The sequence below is a fragment of the Nonomuraea monospora genome, assembly GCF_039531895.1.
GTDB lineage: Bacteria > Actinomycetota > Actinomycetes > Streptosporangiales > Streptosporangiaceae > Nonomuraea > Nonomuraea monospora.
Genome location: NZ_BAAAQX010000017.1, coordinates 196,468 through 211,678, shown reverse-complemented (window position 1 = coordinate 211,678; position 15,211 = coordinate 196,468). Strand labels below are relative to the sequence as shown.

The 15,211-nt window shown below is 69.8% G+C and carries 14 protein-coding genes; 6 read left to right on the top strand and 8 right to left on the bottom strand.

Annotated features, from left to right (window positions below; genetic code table 11):
* Positions 1-283 precede the first annotated feature (283 nt).
* The 3 genes from ABD331_RS30705 to ABD331_RS30695 form a co-directional block, all read right to left on the bottom strand.
* Entirely contained in the window at positions 284-541 is a 258-nt protein-coding gene (locus ABD331_RS30705) for a WhiB family transcriptional regulator (RefSeq protein WP_344482036.1), read from the bottom strand.
* Between the two features lie 97 nt (positions 542-638).
* Positions 639-1,292 carry a neutral zinc metallopeptidase gene (locus tag ABD331_RS30700; RefSeq protein ID WP_344482034.1) on the bottom strand — a complete coding sequence of 218 codons (654 nt, stop codon included), beginning with the start codon at positions 1,290-1,292 and terminating at the stop codon, positions 639-641.
* A 4-nt stretch (positions 1,293-1,296) separates the two neighbouring features.
* The gene (locus ABD331_RS30695) at positions 1,297-2,766 is read right to left on the bottom strand and encodes a glutamate-cysteine ligase family protein (RefSeq protein WP_344482032.1); all 1,470 of its coding nucleotides are present in this window, start codon (positions 2,764-2,766) and stop codon (positions 1,297-1,299) included.
* A gap of 493 nt (positions 2,767-3,259) precedes the next feature.
* On the opposite strand from ABD331_RS30695, the gene galE reads away from it, so the two are divergent.
* On the top strand, positions 3,260-4,243 hold the full coding sequence (gene galE / locus ABD331_RS30690; RefSeq protein WP_344482029.1) for a UDP-glucose 4-epimerase GalE: 984 nt from the start codon (positions 3,260-3,262) through the stop codon (positions 4,241-4,243).
* A 183-nt stretch (positions 4,244-4,426) separates the two neighbouring features.
* Here the strand turns inward: galE and ABD331_RS30685 are convergent, their stop codons facing one another.
* The 4 genes from ABD331_RS30685 to ABD331_RS30670 all read right to left on the bottom strand — a co-directional run bounded on the left by ABD331_RS30685 (position 4,427) and on the right by ABD331_RS30670 (position 7,928).
* Entirely contained in the window at positions 4,427-5,137 is a 711-nt protein-coding gene (locus ABD331_RS30685) for a hypothetical protein (protein ID WP_344482028.1), read from the bottom strand.
* Positions 5,138-5,247: 110 nt separating this feature from the next.
* Positions 5,248-6,024: a hypothetical protein gene (locus tag ABD331_RS30680; protein ID WP_344482027.1), complete on the bottom strand. Its 777-nt coding sequence runs from the start codon at positions 6,022-6,024 to the stop codon at positions 5,248-5,250.
* Between the two features lie 72 nt (positions 6,025-6,096).
* Entirely contained in the window at positions 6,097-6,975 is an 879-nt protein-coding gene (locus ABD331_RS30675; RefSeq protein WP_344482025.1) for a hypothetical protein, read from the bottom strand.
* Positions 6,976-7,052: 77 nt separating this feature from the next.
* Positions 7,053-7,928, bottom strand: coding sequence for a hypothetical protein (locus tag ABD331_RS30670; protein WP_344482024.1), 876 nt, complete (start codon positions 7,926-7,928; stop codon positions 7,053-7,055).
* A 214-nt stretch (positions 7,929-8,142) separates the two neighbouring features.
* Between ABD331_RS30670 and sucC the strand changes: the two genes are divergently transcribed.
* The 3 genes from sucC (at position 8,143) to ABD331_RS30655 (ending at position 12,205) form a co-directional block, all read left to right on the top strand.
* Positions 8,143-9,324, top strand: coding sequence for an ADP-forming succinate--CoA ligase subunit beta (gene sucC / locus ABD331_RS30665; RefSeq protein WP_344482022.1), 1,182 nt, complete (start codon positions 8,143-8,145; stop codon positions 9,322-9,324).
* Positions 9,325-9,327: 3 nt separating this feature from the next.
* A complete protein-coding gene (gene sucD, locus ABD331_RS30660) occupies positions 9,328-10,203 on the top strand; it encodes a succinate--CoA ligase subunit alpha (protein WP_344482019.1) in 876 nt (291 codons plus the stop codon).
* 376 nt (positions 10,204-10,579) lie between these two features.
* The gene (locus ABD331_RS30655; protein ID WP_344482017.1) at positions 10,580-12,205 is read left to right on the top strand and encodes a cell division protein PerM; all 1,626 of its coding nucleotides are present in this window, start codon (positions 10,580-10,582) and stop codon (positions 12,203-12,205) included.
* Positions 12,206-12,413: 208 nt separating this feature from the next.
* Here ABD331_RS30655 and ABD331_RS30650 read toward each other — a convergent pair whose 3' ends face one another.
* On the bottom strand, positions 12,414-12,833 hold the full coding sequence (locus ABD331_RS30650) for a hypothetical protein (RefSeq protein WP_344482014.1): 420 nt from the start codon (positions 12,831-12,833) through the stop codon (positions 12,414-12,416).
* 74 nt (positions 12,834-12,907) lie between these two features.
* Here ABD331_RS30650 and purN point away from each other — a divergent pair, with 74 nt between their 5' ends.
* Both purN and purH read left to right on the top strand, forming a co-directional pair.
* A complete protein-coding gene (purN, locus tag ABD331_RS30645) occupies positions 12,908-13,537 on the top strand; it encodes a phosphoribosylglycinamide formyltransferase (protein ID WP_344482012.1) in 630 nt (209 codons plus the stop codon).
* A complete protein-coding gene (gene purH / locus ABD331_RS30640; RefSeq protein ID WP_344482010.1) occupies positions 13,534-15,087 on the top strand; it encodes a bifunctional phosphoribosylaminoimidazolecarboxamide formyltransferase/IMP cyclohydrolase in 1,554 nt (517 codons plus the stop codon). Before purN ends, purH begins: the two co-directional genes overlap by 4 nt.
* Positions 15,088-15,211 lie beyond the last annotated feature (124 nt).

Genomic DNA, 15,211 nt, shown 5'->3' with positions numbered 1-15,211 from the left:
CCCGATCACAGCTCCCTCCTCGCCCCAGCCGCCCGCTTCGGTCGCCCGCTTCGGTCGCCCGCTTCGGTCGCCCGCTTCGGTCGCCCGCTCTGGCCACCCGCTCCGCCCGCTCTGGCCACCCGCTCCGCCCGCTCTGGCCACCCGCTCCGCCCGCTCTGGCCACCCGCTCCGGCCGGGCGCTCCGGCCGCCCGCTCCGCCCAGCGTTGCGTCGTCTCGTTCCCTCGGGCTGGCCCGGCGGGACGGCAGGCGGAGGTTGTGGGGCCGTGGGAGACCCTCGAAGGGCTAGGAGGCGGCGGGGCGGCGCCAGCCCTCCGGAAAACGGCTGCGGCGGCGTTCCTCCGGCGTCAGACCACCCCAGATCCCCTCAGCCTCCCCGGCACGTAACGCGTACGACCGGCACTCCTGCACCACCTGGCAACCAGCACACACGGCCTTGGCGCGCGCCTCCTGCAGCGGGGTGGGGGCGAGGGGAAAGAAGAGGTCGGGGTCGCTGGATCTGCATGCGCCCCTGCGCAGCCAGCTGATCTCCTCCGGTGCCATGGGTCAAAGGTAGAGCGAGGTCATGATCAGAGACATCATCCTCTGGGTTGACCTGTGAATACGACCGGGGTTTGTCGGGCTTGATGCTCATACGTCCTCAGCAGGCGCCCACCCCACTCTGGTAGCCCTTCGCGAACGACGCCTGCCGTTGTTCCGCCGTGCCGTGGGCCGCCGGGTTGAGCCAGTCGTCCGTGGGGTCGCCCACCGCCGCCAGGCTCGCGAACAGTTCGTTCTCGTCGCCGGCGTCCATCGTCAGGGCGCCCGACCCGACCAGCGCGGACAGGGTGCCGCCCGCGTAACAGTCGGCCTGGAGCTCCGATTCGATGTTCAGCGAGAAGTCGGTGCCGAGCTGGGCCTGGACGGAGTGTCCGAACTCATGCGGGATGATGACGTAGACCGATCCGTCGCCCATCTCGTTCCACAGCCCCTCCATCCAGTCCTGGTCGAAGGCGATGAAGTGGCCGAGCGGGCAGTAGAAGGCGTTGTTCGGGACGGCGGGCTGGTCGCCGCAGCTCGGGCCCGAGTCGGCCGAGTACGGGATGAAGTCGGCAATGGGGCGGTATGTGCGGCCGAGCTGCTGGAACTGCCGGCTCCAGAACTCCTCCGTCAGCGTACGGGCGGTGACGACGTCGTCCTCGAACGTGTCGGCCCCCCGCCTGTCCATGGACGGCGACCGGACGAGGCCGCAGCCGGCGGCCAGAACCATGACGACCAGGCCGGCGGACAACCTGGTGAGCTTGGGCAGGATCACGGGTTCACACGTCCCAGGTGTGTACGGGTTCGTTGGCGTGCATGCGCTCGATGTACTCCAGTGTCATGCCCCGCAGCGCCTCGTGCCGATCACCGGACCGGGCCTGCGCGCGTACCCGATCGACCTGCCAGCTCGCCCCCGTGCGGCCAGTCAGGCAGCGCCCCTCGATGACGGACAGCAGCCGATCCGCGACGGCACCGTGCACACCCCACCTGGCCAGCCCCTCCCGCGCCACGGGCAGCAGCCGCCGCAGGATCAGCTCGGCCGCCGGCACCTCGCCCAGGCCAGGCCAGTACAGCCGCGCGTCCAGCCCGTGCCGGGCCGCCGCGCCGAGGTTGTCCTCGGCCGCCTTGAACGACATCTGGCTCCAGACCGGCCTCTCGTCGTACGGCAGCATGCGCATCAGCCCGTAGTAGAACGCGGCGTTGGCCGCGATGTCGGCCACGGAGGGCCCGGCGGGCAGCACCCGGTTCTCCACGCGCAGGTGCGGGACGCCGTTCACCACCGCGTACACGGGCCGGTTCCAGCGGTAGACGGTGCCGTTGTGCAGGGTCAGCTCGTGCAGGTGCGGGACGTGCCCGCGTTCGAGCTCGGCATGCGGATCCTCCTCGTCGCAGAGGGGCAGCAGGGCCGGGTAGTAGCTGACGTTCTCCTCGAACAGGTCGAAGACGCTGGTGATCCACCGCTCCCCGAACCACACCCGAGGTCGTACGCCCTGCGCCTTCAACTCCGCCGGCCGCGTATCCGTGGCCTGCTCGAACAGGGCGATCCTGGTCTCCCTGTGCAACTCCTTGCCGAACAGGTACGGCGAGTTGGCCGCCACCGCCACCTGGACGCCCGCGATGGCCTGCGCCGCGTTCCAGTGCGCGGCGAACGTCTCGGGGCTGACCTGCAGATGGAGCTGCACGCTGGTGCACGCCGCCTCGGGGGCGACGCTGTCGGCGTGCGTGTCGAGGCGCTCGACGCCCTCGATGGCCAGGTGCAGGTCCTCGCCCCTGGCCGCGAAGATCTGCTCGTTCAGCAGGCGGTAGCGCGGGTTCGCGGAGAGGGTGCCCTCGCCGATGTCCTGCTCGCGCAGCGTGGGCAGGATGCCGATCAGGACGAGGTGGCCGCCCTCGGAACGGGCGCGTTCCTCGGCGTGGTTGAGCCTGGCCCTGACGTCGTTCTCCAGGCGCAGCGCCCCGTCGCCCGCCAGGGTCTGGGGCTCGATGTTGATCTCGATGTTGAACTGGCCCAGCTCCGTCGCCCAGTCCGGTTGCGCGATCGCGGCGAGGACCTGGGCGTTGCGCATGGCGGCCTCGCCGAGATGGTCCACGATGTTGAGCTCGATCTCCAGGCCGGCGAGGGGGTGTTCGAACTCGAAGCGGGCTTCGCGCAGCATCTGGGCGAAGACGTCGAGGCATCGGTGGACTTTTTCGCGGTAATTGCGGCGGTCTTCGCGGCTGAACACGACCACTGGCACGTCCCTGCCCATAGCTGGAAATGTCGCATGTTGAGGGCGAGTAGGCCAGAGCGGGAAGCCACAGAATCGCGACCTGGGGGGCGGGACGGTCTTGAGGGTGGGGGAGCTGGAGGTGCTGGGCGCTGTGGGCGAGCGGGTGGGGGCTGCGTGTCGTGATGTGCGGGTGGGCGGGGGGCTGCGTGTCGTGATGTGCAGGCGGGTGGCGGGCGCGTGCCGTGATGCGCGGACGGGTGCGGCGTGCACTGGGCTGGGCGCGCCGCGTGCGGGAGGGGCTGGGCGCGCTGCGTGTGGGGGCGGGCTGGGCTGCCCTGCGTGTGGGGGCGGGCTGTGGCGTTCCGCGTAGCGCTGATGCCGCTGGTGCGCTGAGCCAGGGCTGGGCTCTATGCCAGGCAGGACCGCGCTGCGGTGCGTGCCGGACCGGGGTTGTCCCCAACGCGTCAGCCCATGCCCCGCAGTTATCCACAGGCCGACCGCACCTACGGTCGCGGATGGCTAGGGTTCAGGAATGCGCGTTTTGATTACTGGCGGGGCGGGTTATATCGGCAGCACGATCGCATCGGCGTGCCTGGACGCCGGGATCGATCCCGTCATTCTGGACAGCCTGGTGACGGGGCGGCGGGAGTTCGCCGAGGGCCGGTTGTTCTATGAGGGCGATATCAGCGACGGCCCACTGATTGACAAGATATTTGCGGAAAATCCCGATATTGAGGCCGTCGTCCATTGCGCGGCTCTCATCGTGGTCCCCGACTCCGTGGCCGACCCCATCGGCTACTACCGCGCGAACGTCACCAAGAGCCTGGAGTTCGCCGACCACCTGATCCGCAACGGCTGCACCCGCATGATCTTCAGCTCCTCGGCGTCCATCTACCAGACGGGCGCCGACCACACGGTGACCGAGGAGTCCCCGCTCGACCCCCAGAGCCCGTACGCGCGGACGAAGGCGGTCTGCGAGGGCATGTTCGCCGACATCGCCGCCGGCCGTCCTCTTAGAATCCTGTCCCTGCGGTACTTCAACCCGATCGGCGCCGACCCGCAGATGCGCACGGGCCTGCAGCTCCGCCGGCCCAGCCACGCCCTGGGCAAGATGATTGAGGCGTACGAGGAGCGCGTCCCGTTCCGGATCACCGGCACCGACTGGCCCACGAGCGACGGCACCGGCATCCGCGACTACATCCACGTCTGGGACCTGGCCACCGCCCACGTGGAGGCGCTGCGGCGCTTCGACGAGCTGGAAGCCGACGTGATCAACCTGGGCACAGGGGCGGGCACCACGGTGCGCGAGCTGGTCGACGCGTTCAACCGGGTCGTCGACGATCCCATCGAGGTCGTCGAGGCCCCGGCCCGGCCCGGTGACGTGGCCGGCGCCTACACCCGCAGCGATCGGGCGCACCGGCTGCTGGGGTGGCGGGCCGGGTACTCGGTCGAGGAGGGGATCAGGCACTCACTGCAGTGGGCGGGCGTCCGGGACTCCCGGCTGGGGGCCGATTGACCCGGGCAGGGCGGGTCGCGTCCCCGAGCGGGCTGTGAGCGAGCGCTGCCGCCTCCCGGATCAACCAAGGCAATCAGCAGGGCGGTGGCGTGCGGAAGCATCGGCCGCTGAAGGCGGTGGCGTGCGGAAGCGCCGCCAGCCGTATGAGCGCGCCCCGGCCCGGCCCCGGGGCGCGCCCCGCAACTACCCCCGAGCCACAGCCGAGTCGGCGATCTCCAAAACCTCCTGGAACGTCTCCTCGAAGGTGGAGTCCAGCACGTCGTCCATGTCCTCCACCTGCTCCTCAGGCGGCGCCGTGATCTCTACCTCGTCACCCCACCCGCTGTACCTCGTGTCGGTGTACTCCTGCAGCGTGGTGACCGGAAACTGCCTATCGGTACGCAGGCGGCCGGGAAGACCGGCAGAGTCGGTGCTGAGCCGGTAGCTGAACCCGGACACCAGGGCGGGCCCGAATCCGGCGTCGCGGCCGAAGCCGGCCCTCACCGCCTGCTTACTGCCGAACATGCCCCGGTACACACCGCCCCGCACCGAATCGGCGTGCGAGACCAGGCTCTTGAGCTGGGAGAGCCGGAGGACGTTGGCAGGCTGGCTGGAGGGGTTCAGCTTGTCCATGCCAAGAGTGTCGTCATCGGCGCTCACCCACCTCTTGCCCTCGGGCAAGTCGAAGGTGCCGCCGGACATGTAGATCCGACCTCCCGTCCAGCGGAGCCGCAGGGTCGTCAGCTTGCCCGATTTGGAAGTCATCCGGGCGGTCGCGTCGAAGGCGGCGACCCCCGACGCACCGAACTCGTACGTCCCCGTGATCTTCAGGTACTCCGGCTTCCTGTCCCGGCCCTTCATGGTCATGACCTCGGAGAACTTCACCCCGTGCCCCGCGACGAACTGCCGCTGCACCGCCCGTACCGGATCGGGAGCGGAAGCCTGCGCGGGAACGGCGCTGATCAAAGTCGCGGCGGCCACCGCCGCCGCCAGTGCTTTCTTCACCTGGAATCCCAACCAAACGACTAGTGCGCGAGCGAGCCGAGCGCCCCATCCGGAATCTCCTGGACATCCACCAGATCGTCGGCAAGATCCGCGGAGAGGTCGTCGATGTCGATCACCTCGTCATCGGACGGCTCCGAGATCGTCACCGCATGCCCCCAGGCGCTGTACCTGGTGTCGACGTGATTCAGAGAGGTGAAGAGCGAGTCCTTGACGGCGGTGCGCAGGCGGGTGGGCAGACCGGTGGAGCCGGTGCTCAGCCGGTAGTCGAACCCGTTCGTGGACATGCTCGCCTTGATCTGGTTCGCCTGCCTGCCGGTGAGCGTGCCCCGGTGGACGCCGTTCCGCACGGAGGTGGCGTGCGAGAGCAGCCCCTTGAGCTGGGGAAGCTGGAAGATGTCCACAGGCTGGTTGGACGGAGCCCGCAGCCGGCCTTCGGTGTCCTCCATGCGAATCCACTTCACGCCTTCGGGGAAGTCTTTCCGCAGCTCGTCGGTCTGCATGTACACCCGCTTCCCCACCGCCAGGAGACGCATGGTGGTCGGCTTCTTGCTGACGAGCGTGCTGCGGAGGGTCAGGTCGGCGGCGACGACGCCGGACGGGCCGAACCCGTAGGTGCCCGTCACCCGCATGTACACCTCCTTCTTGCCCTCCGCGATCAACGTCTCGGAGAACTTCACCCCGTGCCCCGCGACGAACTGCCGCTTGACCGCCCGTACCGGATCGGGAGCCGAAGCCTGGGCGGGAACCGCGCCGACGAGGGTCGCGGCGGCCACCGCCACCGCTACTGCCTTCTTCATGAACACTCCTCCGCAAACAGAAGGAGCCCCCTCCCGCCAGTCAGGCGAAAGAGGGCTCGATCATCGTTCAGGTCAGCCGGCGATGCTGCCGAGCGGCAGTTCGAGGGCGTCGGAGATGTCGCTCTCGCCGTCCTTGAACTGGCTGGCGACCTCGTCCGCGGGCGGGGCCTTGATCGACACGGGGGAGCCCCAGCCGGTGTAGCTGGTGTCCACGCTGACGGAGCCCTTGCCGGAGCCGAGCACGGACATCGGGAAGGTGGCGACGACCCGGGTGGGCAGGCCGGCCTTGTTCACGGTGATGCGCCAGCTGATGGCGGTCTTCTGGGCCTTGGCGGAGGGCTTGTCGACCCAGGTGGCGCGCAGCCAGGGCGAGGCCTTCCACAGGTCGCGGACCAGCGTCTTGCCCGCGTACCCGCTGCCGGTGGTCTTGGCGCCCTTGAGCAGGGTCTTGACCGTGGCGGGCTCGGCGAGGTTGAGCGGCTGGCCGAAGGTGCCGAGCAGGCCGCCGGTGGGGCCGTTCGCCGCCTTGAACCAGGTCTTGCCCTCGGGCAGCATCGTCGCCCAGATGTTGCCCGAGATGTAGGACGTGGTGCCGATCCTGATGGTGCGCTCGGGCTGCGCCATGGCCTTGATCATCGCCGTGAGCTCGGCGTTCTCGCCGCTCTCGTCGAGGCCTTCGAGGTCGCTGGCCTTGATGTTGAGCTTGCCGGTGATGTCGGAGGCCGCGATGCCCGACTTCTTGAACTGGAGGGTGCCCGAGCGGCGTACGAAGATGTCGCGGACGTCGCCTTCGCTGACGGTCGTGCGCTCGGTGAACTTGACGCCCTTGCCGGCGACGAGCTGCTTCTTGACAGCGACGACCGGGTCCTTGGGCGCTGCTGCCAGCGCCGGGGTGGCGGTCACCAGTGCGGCGGTCGTGGCTAACGCCACGCCCGTCAGGATTCGCTTCATGCGCAGTTTCCTTCAGAGGTTGAGGGGGAGTCGGGGGCCGGCGGGCCGGCCCCGTCGAACGGCCCGGCGGATCGCGCTTATCCGATCCCGCCGAGCGAGTCGAGCGAGCTGTTCGGGATCTCCTGCGGCACTTCCGTGTCGCTCCCGAGCTCGTCGAGGTCGACCACCTGGTCGGATGGCGGGGCCTTGATCGAGATCTTGGCGCCCCAGCCCGTGAACGTGGTGTTCGCGGTGGCGGTCGTGCTCCCGAGGATGCCGTAGTCCAGCGTGTAGGCGCTGCGGACCCCCGTCACCAGGCCCTTGGCGTTCAGATCGAGGGCATAGCTGATCTTGATCTTGGCCAGCCTCTTGTCGATCTTCTCGCCGTAGAGCCTGCTCACGTCACCGAACGTGAGCACACCCCGGTACGTTCCACCCTTGACGCTCTTGGCCTTCGAGACCAGCGCCTTGAGCACCTTGGCGTCGAAGACGTCGAGCGGCTGGCTGGTGTACAGAACCGAAGCGTCCTGATAACGGATCCACTTCTTGCCCTCAGGCAAACCCTCGCTGTATATCCCGCCCTGGACGAACGTGTGCTTGCCCACGGTGATACTCCGGGACGGGGAGAGGCCGGCCATCCCGCCCTTCTCGCGGAAGCGCAGATCCGCGGCGACGACTCCGGACTTGCCGAATCCCAGGGAGCCGGCGGTCGTCCGCACGATCCCGGTTTTTCCGTTGGTCTTCGTCCGGTACGTCTCCGAGACCCGCACCCCGTGCCCGGCCTTGTACTGCTTCTGCAGGGCTTTCACCGGGTTCACGGGCGCGGCCTGCGCCGGCGCGGCGGCCGTCAGTGCGGCCATGAGCGCGGCCGACGAAGCCAGCGTCAGACCCGCGAGAATTCGCTTCATTGGGGTTTCCTTCAGCATTACCAAGAGGAGCGGGGGGCAAGCCTGCCATTGGAAGATCACGACCATATATCGAGCGTCGGGTCATACGGCGTCTAATTCATGCAATTTCCGTGCAGGCGTCATCCTGAGGAAGTGAGATCACCGTCACATAGCGGAAGAACCGCGACCCGGTGACCTGGGCAGGTCAAGCTTCGGGCTAGGCTTCACTGGCGGAAACGCCCGGCACGCACGGGTTGCCCGGGGCGTCGAACATCAGTCGGATAAGCAAGGACGGACCCTCGTGGACCTGTTCGAACATCAGGCGAAGGAGCTCTTCGCTGACTACGGCATCCCTGTGCCGCGCGGCATCGTCGCCCACACTGTGGAGGAGGCACGGTCGGCCGCTGAGGAACTGACCGGCCGCGTTGTCGTCAAGGCCCAGGTCAAGACCGGTGGTCGCGGTAAGGCCGGCGGCGTGAAGGTGGCCGACGACGCCGCCGACGCCGTGGCCAAGGCCGAGGCCATCCTCGGCATGGACATCAAGGGCCACACGGTCCACAAGGTCCTCGTCGAGGAGGCCAGCGCGATCGCGGAGGAGTACTACTTCTCCTTCCTGCTCGACCGCGCCAACCGTACGTTCCTCGCGATCTGCTCCGCCTCCGGCGGCATGGACATCGAAGAGGTCGCGCACACCTCGCCGGAGAAGGTCGCCAAGGTGCCCGTCTCGGCGCTCACCGGCATCGACCGCGCCACGGCCCGCGAGATCGCGGTGGCCGGCGGCCTGCCGGAGAAGGCGCTCGACGGCGCCGCCGAGCTCATCGAGAAGCTCTGGTGCTGCTTCGTCGACGAGGACGCCACGCTCGTCGAGGTCAACCCCATGATCCTGTCGGCCGACGGCCAGGTGAAGGCCCTCGACGGCAAGGTCACCCTCGACGACAACGCCGGCTTCCGCCAGGCCGACCACGAGGCGCTGGCCGACAAGGCCGCCGAGGACCCGCTCGAGGCCAAGGCCAAGGAGAAGGACCTCAACTACGTCAAGCTCGACGGCGACGTCGGCATCATCGGCAACGGCGCGGGCCTGGTCATGTCCACCCTCGACGTGGTCGCCTACGCCGGCGAGGCGTTCCCCGGCAAGCCGTCGCCCGCCAACTTCCTCGACATCGGCGGCGGCGCCTCGGCCGAGGTGATGGCCGCGGGCCTGGAGATCATCCTCTCCGACCCGAGCGTCAAGTCGATCTTCGTGAACGTCTTCGGCGGCATCACCGCCTGCGACGCCGTCGCCAACGGCATCGTCTCGGCGTTCAAGCTGCTGGAGAGCCGCGGCGAGGCCGTGACCCACCCGCTGGTGGTCCGCCTCGACGGCAACAACGCCCAGCTCGGGCGGCAGATCCTGGCCGACGCCGCGCTCCCGCGCGTCGAGCTGGTAGACACGATGGACGAAGCGGCCAAGCGTGCCGCCGAGCTCGCTGCGGTAGGTGCGTGACCCATGGCCATCTGGTTGACTGAGAACAGCAAGATCATCGTCCAGGGCATGACCGGCGGTGAGGGCACCAAGCACACCCGCCGCATGCTCGCCTCGGGCGCCAAGGTCGTCGGCGGCGTGAACGCCCGCAAGGCCGGCACCACGCACGAGGGCCTGCCCGTGTTCGGCACGGTCAAGGAGGCCATGGAGGCCACCGGCGCCGACGTGTCGGTCGTCTTCGTGCCGCCCAAGTTCACCAAGGACGCGGTCAAGGAGGCCATCGACGCCGAGATCCCGCTCTGCGTCGTGATCACCGAGGGCGTGCCCGTCCACGACTCCACCGAGTTCTGGGCGTACGCGGTCGACAAGGGCAACAAGACCCGCATCATCGGCCCCAACTGCCCCGGCATCGCCTCGCCCGGCGCCTCCAACGCCGGCATCATCCCCGCCGACATCACCACCGCCGGCCGCATCGGCCTGGTCTCCAAGTCGGGCACGCTCACCTACCAGCTCATGTACGAGCTGCGCGACTTCGGCTTCTCCACGGCCGTGGGCATCGGCGGCGACCCGGTCATCGGCACCACGCACATCGACGCCCTCCAGGCGTTCCAGGACGACCCGGGCACCGACGCGATCGTCATGATCGGCGAGATCGGCGGCGACGCCGAGGAGCGGGCCGCGGCCTACATCGAGCAGCGCGTCACCAAGCCGGTCGTGGCCTACGTGGCGGGCTTCACCGCCCCTGAGGGCAAGACGATGGGGCACGCGGGCGCGATCGTGTCCGGCTCCGCGGGCACCGCCCAGGCCAAGAAGGAGGCCTTGGAGAAGGTCGGCGTCCGCGTCGGCAAGACCCCCTCCGAGACTGCCCGCCTCATGCGCGAGATCATGCAGGCCCGCTGAATCACGCAGACCCGCTGAGCGCTCTGAAGACCCCGTGCGGTGCCCGCACGGGCGATCTTCCGGCGAAGACCCCGTGTGGTTCCCGCGCGGGTGAGCTTCCGGCGAAGACCCCGCCCGGTTCCGGCCGTGCGGGGTCTTCGCGTCTTCCATCCTGCGCGACCGCGCGGCTGCTCGCGTATTTTCAGTCTTTACGGCTTCGCGGGCTTGCCCCACCCGCCGCCGCTGGCCGGCCCCCGTCCAGGGAGACGCTTTCTGACCCGGTCAGTGGCGCGCCGCCGTTACGACGCACAGTGAAGCGGGCACGGTGGGATCAGAAGTGCTCCAATCCCGGCGCGTCAACCAAGCTTTGGTTGGGAAAGATTGAGAAAATCGCCTCGTGACGGCGATCCTCGACCAGCTTCGTACAGGCCCCCGGTCGATGCTTGGCAAGCTCGCGGGCGACGACGACGAAACCAGGCGCCCCTTGCCGGTCTCCGGGATGCTGGCTGCCGTGTTCACCTTGGGCGTCGGCCTGGCCGCGCTCACCACCCTCACCCTGGTCGGGTGGATCGCCGCGCCGCGCGGCACGCTGGGCGCGGGGCTGCCTGGCGTGTTCCGTACGGCGGCGCAGTTGTGGCTGGCCGCGCACCACGCCGGGTTCGCCATCCCCGGCGGGCGGGTCGGGCTGCTGCCGCTCGGGCTGATGATCCTGCCCGCCGTGCTTCTTTACCGCGCCGGCCGGTGGATGGCCCGTGACGCCGACCTGCGGTTGCGCCTGCCCGCGCGGCTGCCCAAGAACAGCCCGAAGGAGCAGGCGGGAGCCCGCCGCCGGGCCCAGCTCGTCCTGGTGGTGCAGGCCGGGGTGTCGCTGGCGGCCCCGTACGCGCTGCTCGCGGGCCTGATCGCGCTCGTGACGAGCAACGAGATCACCCAGCCCTTCATCGGGGAAGCGCTGCTCAGCCACTTCGTGCTGGCGTTCCTGGCGGGCTCGCTGGCCACGGCGCGCATGATCGGGCCGTGGCGGGTGATGCTGCGGCTGCTGCCCGAACGGGTGCGCGCCCTGACGGTCGGCACGGCGGTCGCCACGGCGCTGCTGGTCGTGGCCGGGCTGGCGCTGGTGCTGATCGCCTTCGCGATCAACTTCGACCAGGTCGAGCAACTGTCGGGGGTGCTGTCGCCGGGGTTCGTCGGCGGCGTGCTGCTGGCGCTGCTGCAACTGCTCTACCTGCTGAACGCCGTCGTCTGGGCGTTCTCCTACATCGCCGGGCCCGGGTTCGCCATCGGCGCCGACACCCTCGTCGCGCCCACCGGCGTGCAGCTCGGCACTGTGCCCAGCCTGCCGCTGCTGGGGGCGCTGCCGGAGAGCGGGCCCGTGCCTGCGTGGATGATGGCGGTGGTCGCGGTGCCGTTCGCGGCCGGGGCCGTGGCGGGGGTGATGGTCGCCAGGATCTCGCCGTCGCCGTCGTACGAGGCGGCGCCGCTGTGGGGGTTCCTCACCGGGGTGACGACGGGGCTGGTGGCGGGGCTGCTGGCGGCGCTGTCCGGGGGGCCCATGGGCGGCGGGCGGCTGGCCACGGTCGGGCCCTCGCCGTGGGAGGTGGCGCTGTCGGTGGCGCTGGAGGTCGGCGTGGCCGCCGGCATCTCGGCGGGCGTGACCAACCTGCTGCTGCTCAACAAGCGCGCCAGGGCGCCGCTCGACAAGGCGGCCGCTCCCGTACGGAAGGCGGGGGCCGCGCTGGCGAAGGCGGCCAGCAGGGTGGGGCTGGCCGAGTCGGACCCGCGGCCGCTGCCCGGTCACTGGATGGACGCCACCGAGGCCGACACCCAGGAGATCCCGGTCATCAGGGACGACTGGCAGGACGAGCACGCCTCCGCCGAGGCGGAGACCCAGGCCCAGGCCCGGCCGCGCCCACCGGAGCCGGCGCCGGTCGCCCGGCCGCCGCGCAAGGACATCGTGGACGAGTCGGACGACCGTGGCGGTCACGTCATCTACGTCGACCCGTACGCCTGGGACCGCGACTGACCCGGCCCCGTACCCCTGGGACCGAGGCTGACCTTTCGTGAGGCCAGGCCCAGGCAGTTGCCTCCGTCAGGCGGGAACGGCAGGCCGCCTCCCGCCGCGCGCGGCCCGGGCGGGTGCTTCAGGAGGCGTGGCGCCCGGGCGGGTGCGCCTGGGGCGTGGCCCCGCTGGGTGCTTCCAGGGGCGCGGCCCCAGCGCGTGCGAGCCGTGACTACGGCTGCATCGCCCCGAGCACCTCCAGCACGTCGGCCGGCAGCTTCCGCTGCGCCGCGTCCCTGAACTGCATGAAGCACTCGCCCTGCGACGCCACCGTGCCGGCGCCCTTCATGCACTCCTGGTAGGCCGAGTACTCGTCCATGAGGTAGAGCTGCATCGCCGTGGCCCCGGCAGACAGCGCGAGGGCGAGCGAGGAGACGGTGATGCCGCCCACCGCCACACCCGTGGGCCTGCCCGCGCCCTTCAGCAGGGGGAGCGCCCGGATCCCGGCCATCAGCGCGAACAGCGCCATGACCAGGCCGGCCAGCGGCAACATGAACGTCATGGCCAGCGCTGCGATGGACAACCAGATCGCTCGGCGGCCCGCTGAATCCGCGGGCTGCTGGCCTGCCGGTGCCTTCACCGGTGTCGACACCTGACCTCCTCTGCGTCGCCGGACGATGAACAGATACCCTGTGACCCCCACCCTGTTTCCTCATTGGAGTGTGTGTGTCTAAGGCTGGGCGGCTCGTCGTCCTCGTCTCCGGCTCTGGAACCAACCTACAGGCCCTGCTGGACGCTTCCGCCGACCCGTCGTACGGGGCTCGAGTGGTCGCGGTCGGCGCCGACAGGGAGGGGATCGAAGGACTGGCCAGGGCTACCAGGGCAGATGTCCCGACTTTTGTCGAAAAAGTGGGCGATTATGCGACGCGGGCGGGCTGGGATGCCGCTATCGCGGCCAAGATCGCATCGTACGAGCCCGACCTGGTCGTGTCCGCGGGCTTCATGAAAATTTTGGGCACGCCGACGCTCGACGCGTTCCCCGTGCTGAACACGCATCCGGCGCTGCTGCCGTCCTTCCCCGGCGCCCACGGCGTGCGCGACGCGCTGGCCCACGGGGCCAAGGTGACCGGCTGCACGGTCATGCTGGCCGACGAGGGGGTCGACACGGGGCCGATCGTGGCGCAGGCGGCGGTGCCCGTGCAACCAGACGACGACGAGGCGGTTCTGCACGAGCGCATCAAGGTGGTCGAGCGCCGCCTGCTCGTCGAGACCGTCGGCCGGATGGCTCGCGAGGGCTGGACGGTCAGCGGACGTACCGTCCGAATCGGCAACCACACAGGAGGGGAATCCACGTGACTCGCATCGCCATCCGGCGCGCGCTCATCGCTGTTTACGACAAGTCCGGGCTCGAAGAGCTGGCCAGAGCCCTCGACGGCGCCGGAGTGGAGATCGTCTCGACCGGGGGCACCGCCGCCGCGATCTCCTCCTACGGCATCCCGGTGACGAAGGTGGAGCAGCTCACCGGGTTCCCCGAGTGCCTCGACGGGCGGGTCAAGACGCTGCACCCGCGCGTGCACGCCGGGCTGCTGGCCGACGTCACCAAGCCGCACCACGTGGCGCAGCTCGACGAGCTGGAGATCGACCCGTTCCAGCTCGTCGTGGTGAACCTGTACCCGTTCCAGGAGACGGTGGCCTCCGGGGCGAGCGACGCCGAGTGCGTCGAGCAGATCGACATCGGCGGCCCCGCCATGATCCGCGGCGCCGCCAAGAACCACAACACCTGCGCGGTCGTGGTGAACCCGAGCTTCTACGGCGACGTGCGCAACGCCCTCGACGAGGGCGGCTTCACGCTGACCGAGCGCAAGCGGCTGGCGGGCATCGCGTACGCGCACACCGCGTCGTACGACGTGGCCGTGGCCAACTGGTTCGCGGGCACGTACGTGGGCGAGGGCGAGGAGTTCCCCGAGTTCGCCGGGACGGCGTACGAGCGCAAGGCTACGCTCCGCTACGGCGAGAACCCGCACCAGCGCGCGGCCCTCTACACGGGCGGCACGGCGGGCAGCGGCGGGCTGGCGGGCGCCGAGCAGTTGCACGGCAAGGAGATGTCGTACAACAACTACCTCGACTCCGACGCCGCCTGGCGCGCCGCGTGGGACTTCGCCGATCCCGCCGTCGCCATCATCAAGCACCAGAACCCGTGCGGCATCGCCATCGGCGCCGACGTCGCCGACGCGCACCGCAAGGCGCACGCCTGCGACCCGGTCTCGGCGTACGGCGGCGTGATCGCCGTGAACCGGCCCGTCACGGGCGAGCTGGCCAGGCAGATCGCCGACGTGTTCACCGAGGTCGTCATCGCCCCTGGGTACGACGAGGAGGCGCTGGAGGTGCTGCGCGCCAAGAAGAGCCTGCGCCTGCTGGCCTGCGCGCAGGGCCCGTCGTCGCCGACCGAGTTCCGCAGGATCGACGGCGGCCTGCTCGTGCAGAGCGTGGACCGCGTGGACGCGCCCGGCGACGCGGCGTCGCAGTGGGAGCTCAAGACCGGCGACCCGGTCTCGGCAGAGGTGCTGGCCGACCTGGAGTTCGCCTGGCGCGCCTGCCGCTCGGTGAAGTCGAACGCCATCCTCCTGGCCAGCGGCGGCGCCACCGTGGGCGTCGGCATGGGCCAGGTCAACCGGGTCGACTCCTGTCGCCTGGCCGTCACCAGGGCGGGGGAGCGCGCGGCCGGCTCCGTGGCGGCCTCCGACGCGTTCTTCCCCTTCCCCGACGGGCTGGAGGTGCTGCTGGAGGCCGGCGTGCGCGCGATCGTCGAGCCGGGCGGCTCCATCCGGGACGAGCTGGCCATCGAGGCGGCGAAGAAGGCCGGGGCGAGCCTCTACTTCACCGGCACGCGCCACTTCTTCCACTGATATCCCGATAAGGGGCGGCATGATCACTATGTCGCCCCTTATCCGTTTTTGCGGTGATGTTCGGTTTTTGCGGCGAGCATCCCCGCGTCCGGGCTACCCTGAACTCCTCCCCGATCCTCTTCCC

What these genes read in the sequence shown, in the direction of transcription:
- ABD331_RS30705 (WP_344482036.1), bottom strand. Translation starts at nt 541, where the DNA reads ATGGCACCGGAGGAGATCAGCTGGCTGCGCAGGGGCGCATGCAGATCC.
- ABD331_RS30695 (WP_344482032.1), bottom strand. Translation starts at nt 2,766, where the DNA reads ATGGGCAGGGACGTGCCAGTGGTCGTGTTCAGCCGCGAAGACCGCCGC.
- galE (WP_344482029.1), top strand. Translation starts at nt 3,260, where the DNA reads ATGCGCGTTTTGATTACTGGCGGGGCGGGTTATATCGGCAGCACGATC.
- ABD331_RS30680 (WP_344482027.1), bottom strand. Translation starts at nt 6,024, where the DNA reads ATGAAGAAGGCAGTAGCGGTGGCGGTGGCCGCCGCGACCCTCGTCGGC.
- ABD331_RS30675 (WP_344482025.1), bottom strand. Translation starts at nt 6,975, where the DNA reads ATGAAGCGAATCCTGACGGGCGTGGCGTTAGCCACGACCGCCGCACTG.
- ABD331_RS30670 (WP_344482024.1), bottom strand. Translation starts at nt 7,928, where the DNA reads ATGGTCGTGATCTTCCAATGGCAGGCTTGCCCCCCGCTCCTCTTGGTA.
- sucD (WP_344482019.1), top strand. Translation starts at nt 9,328, where the DNA reads ATGGCCATCTGGTTGACTGAGAACAGCAAGATCATCGTCCAGGGCATG.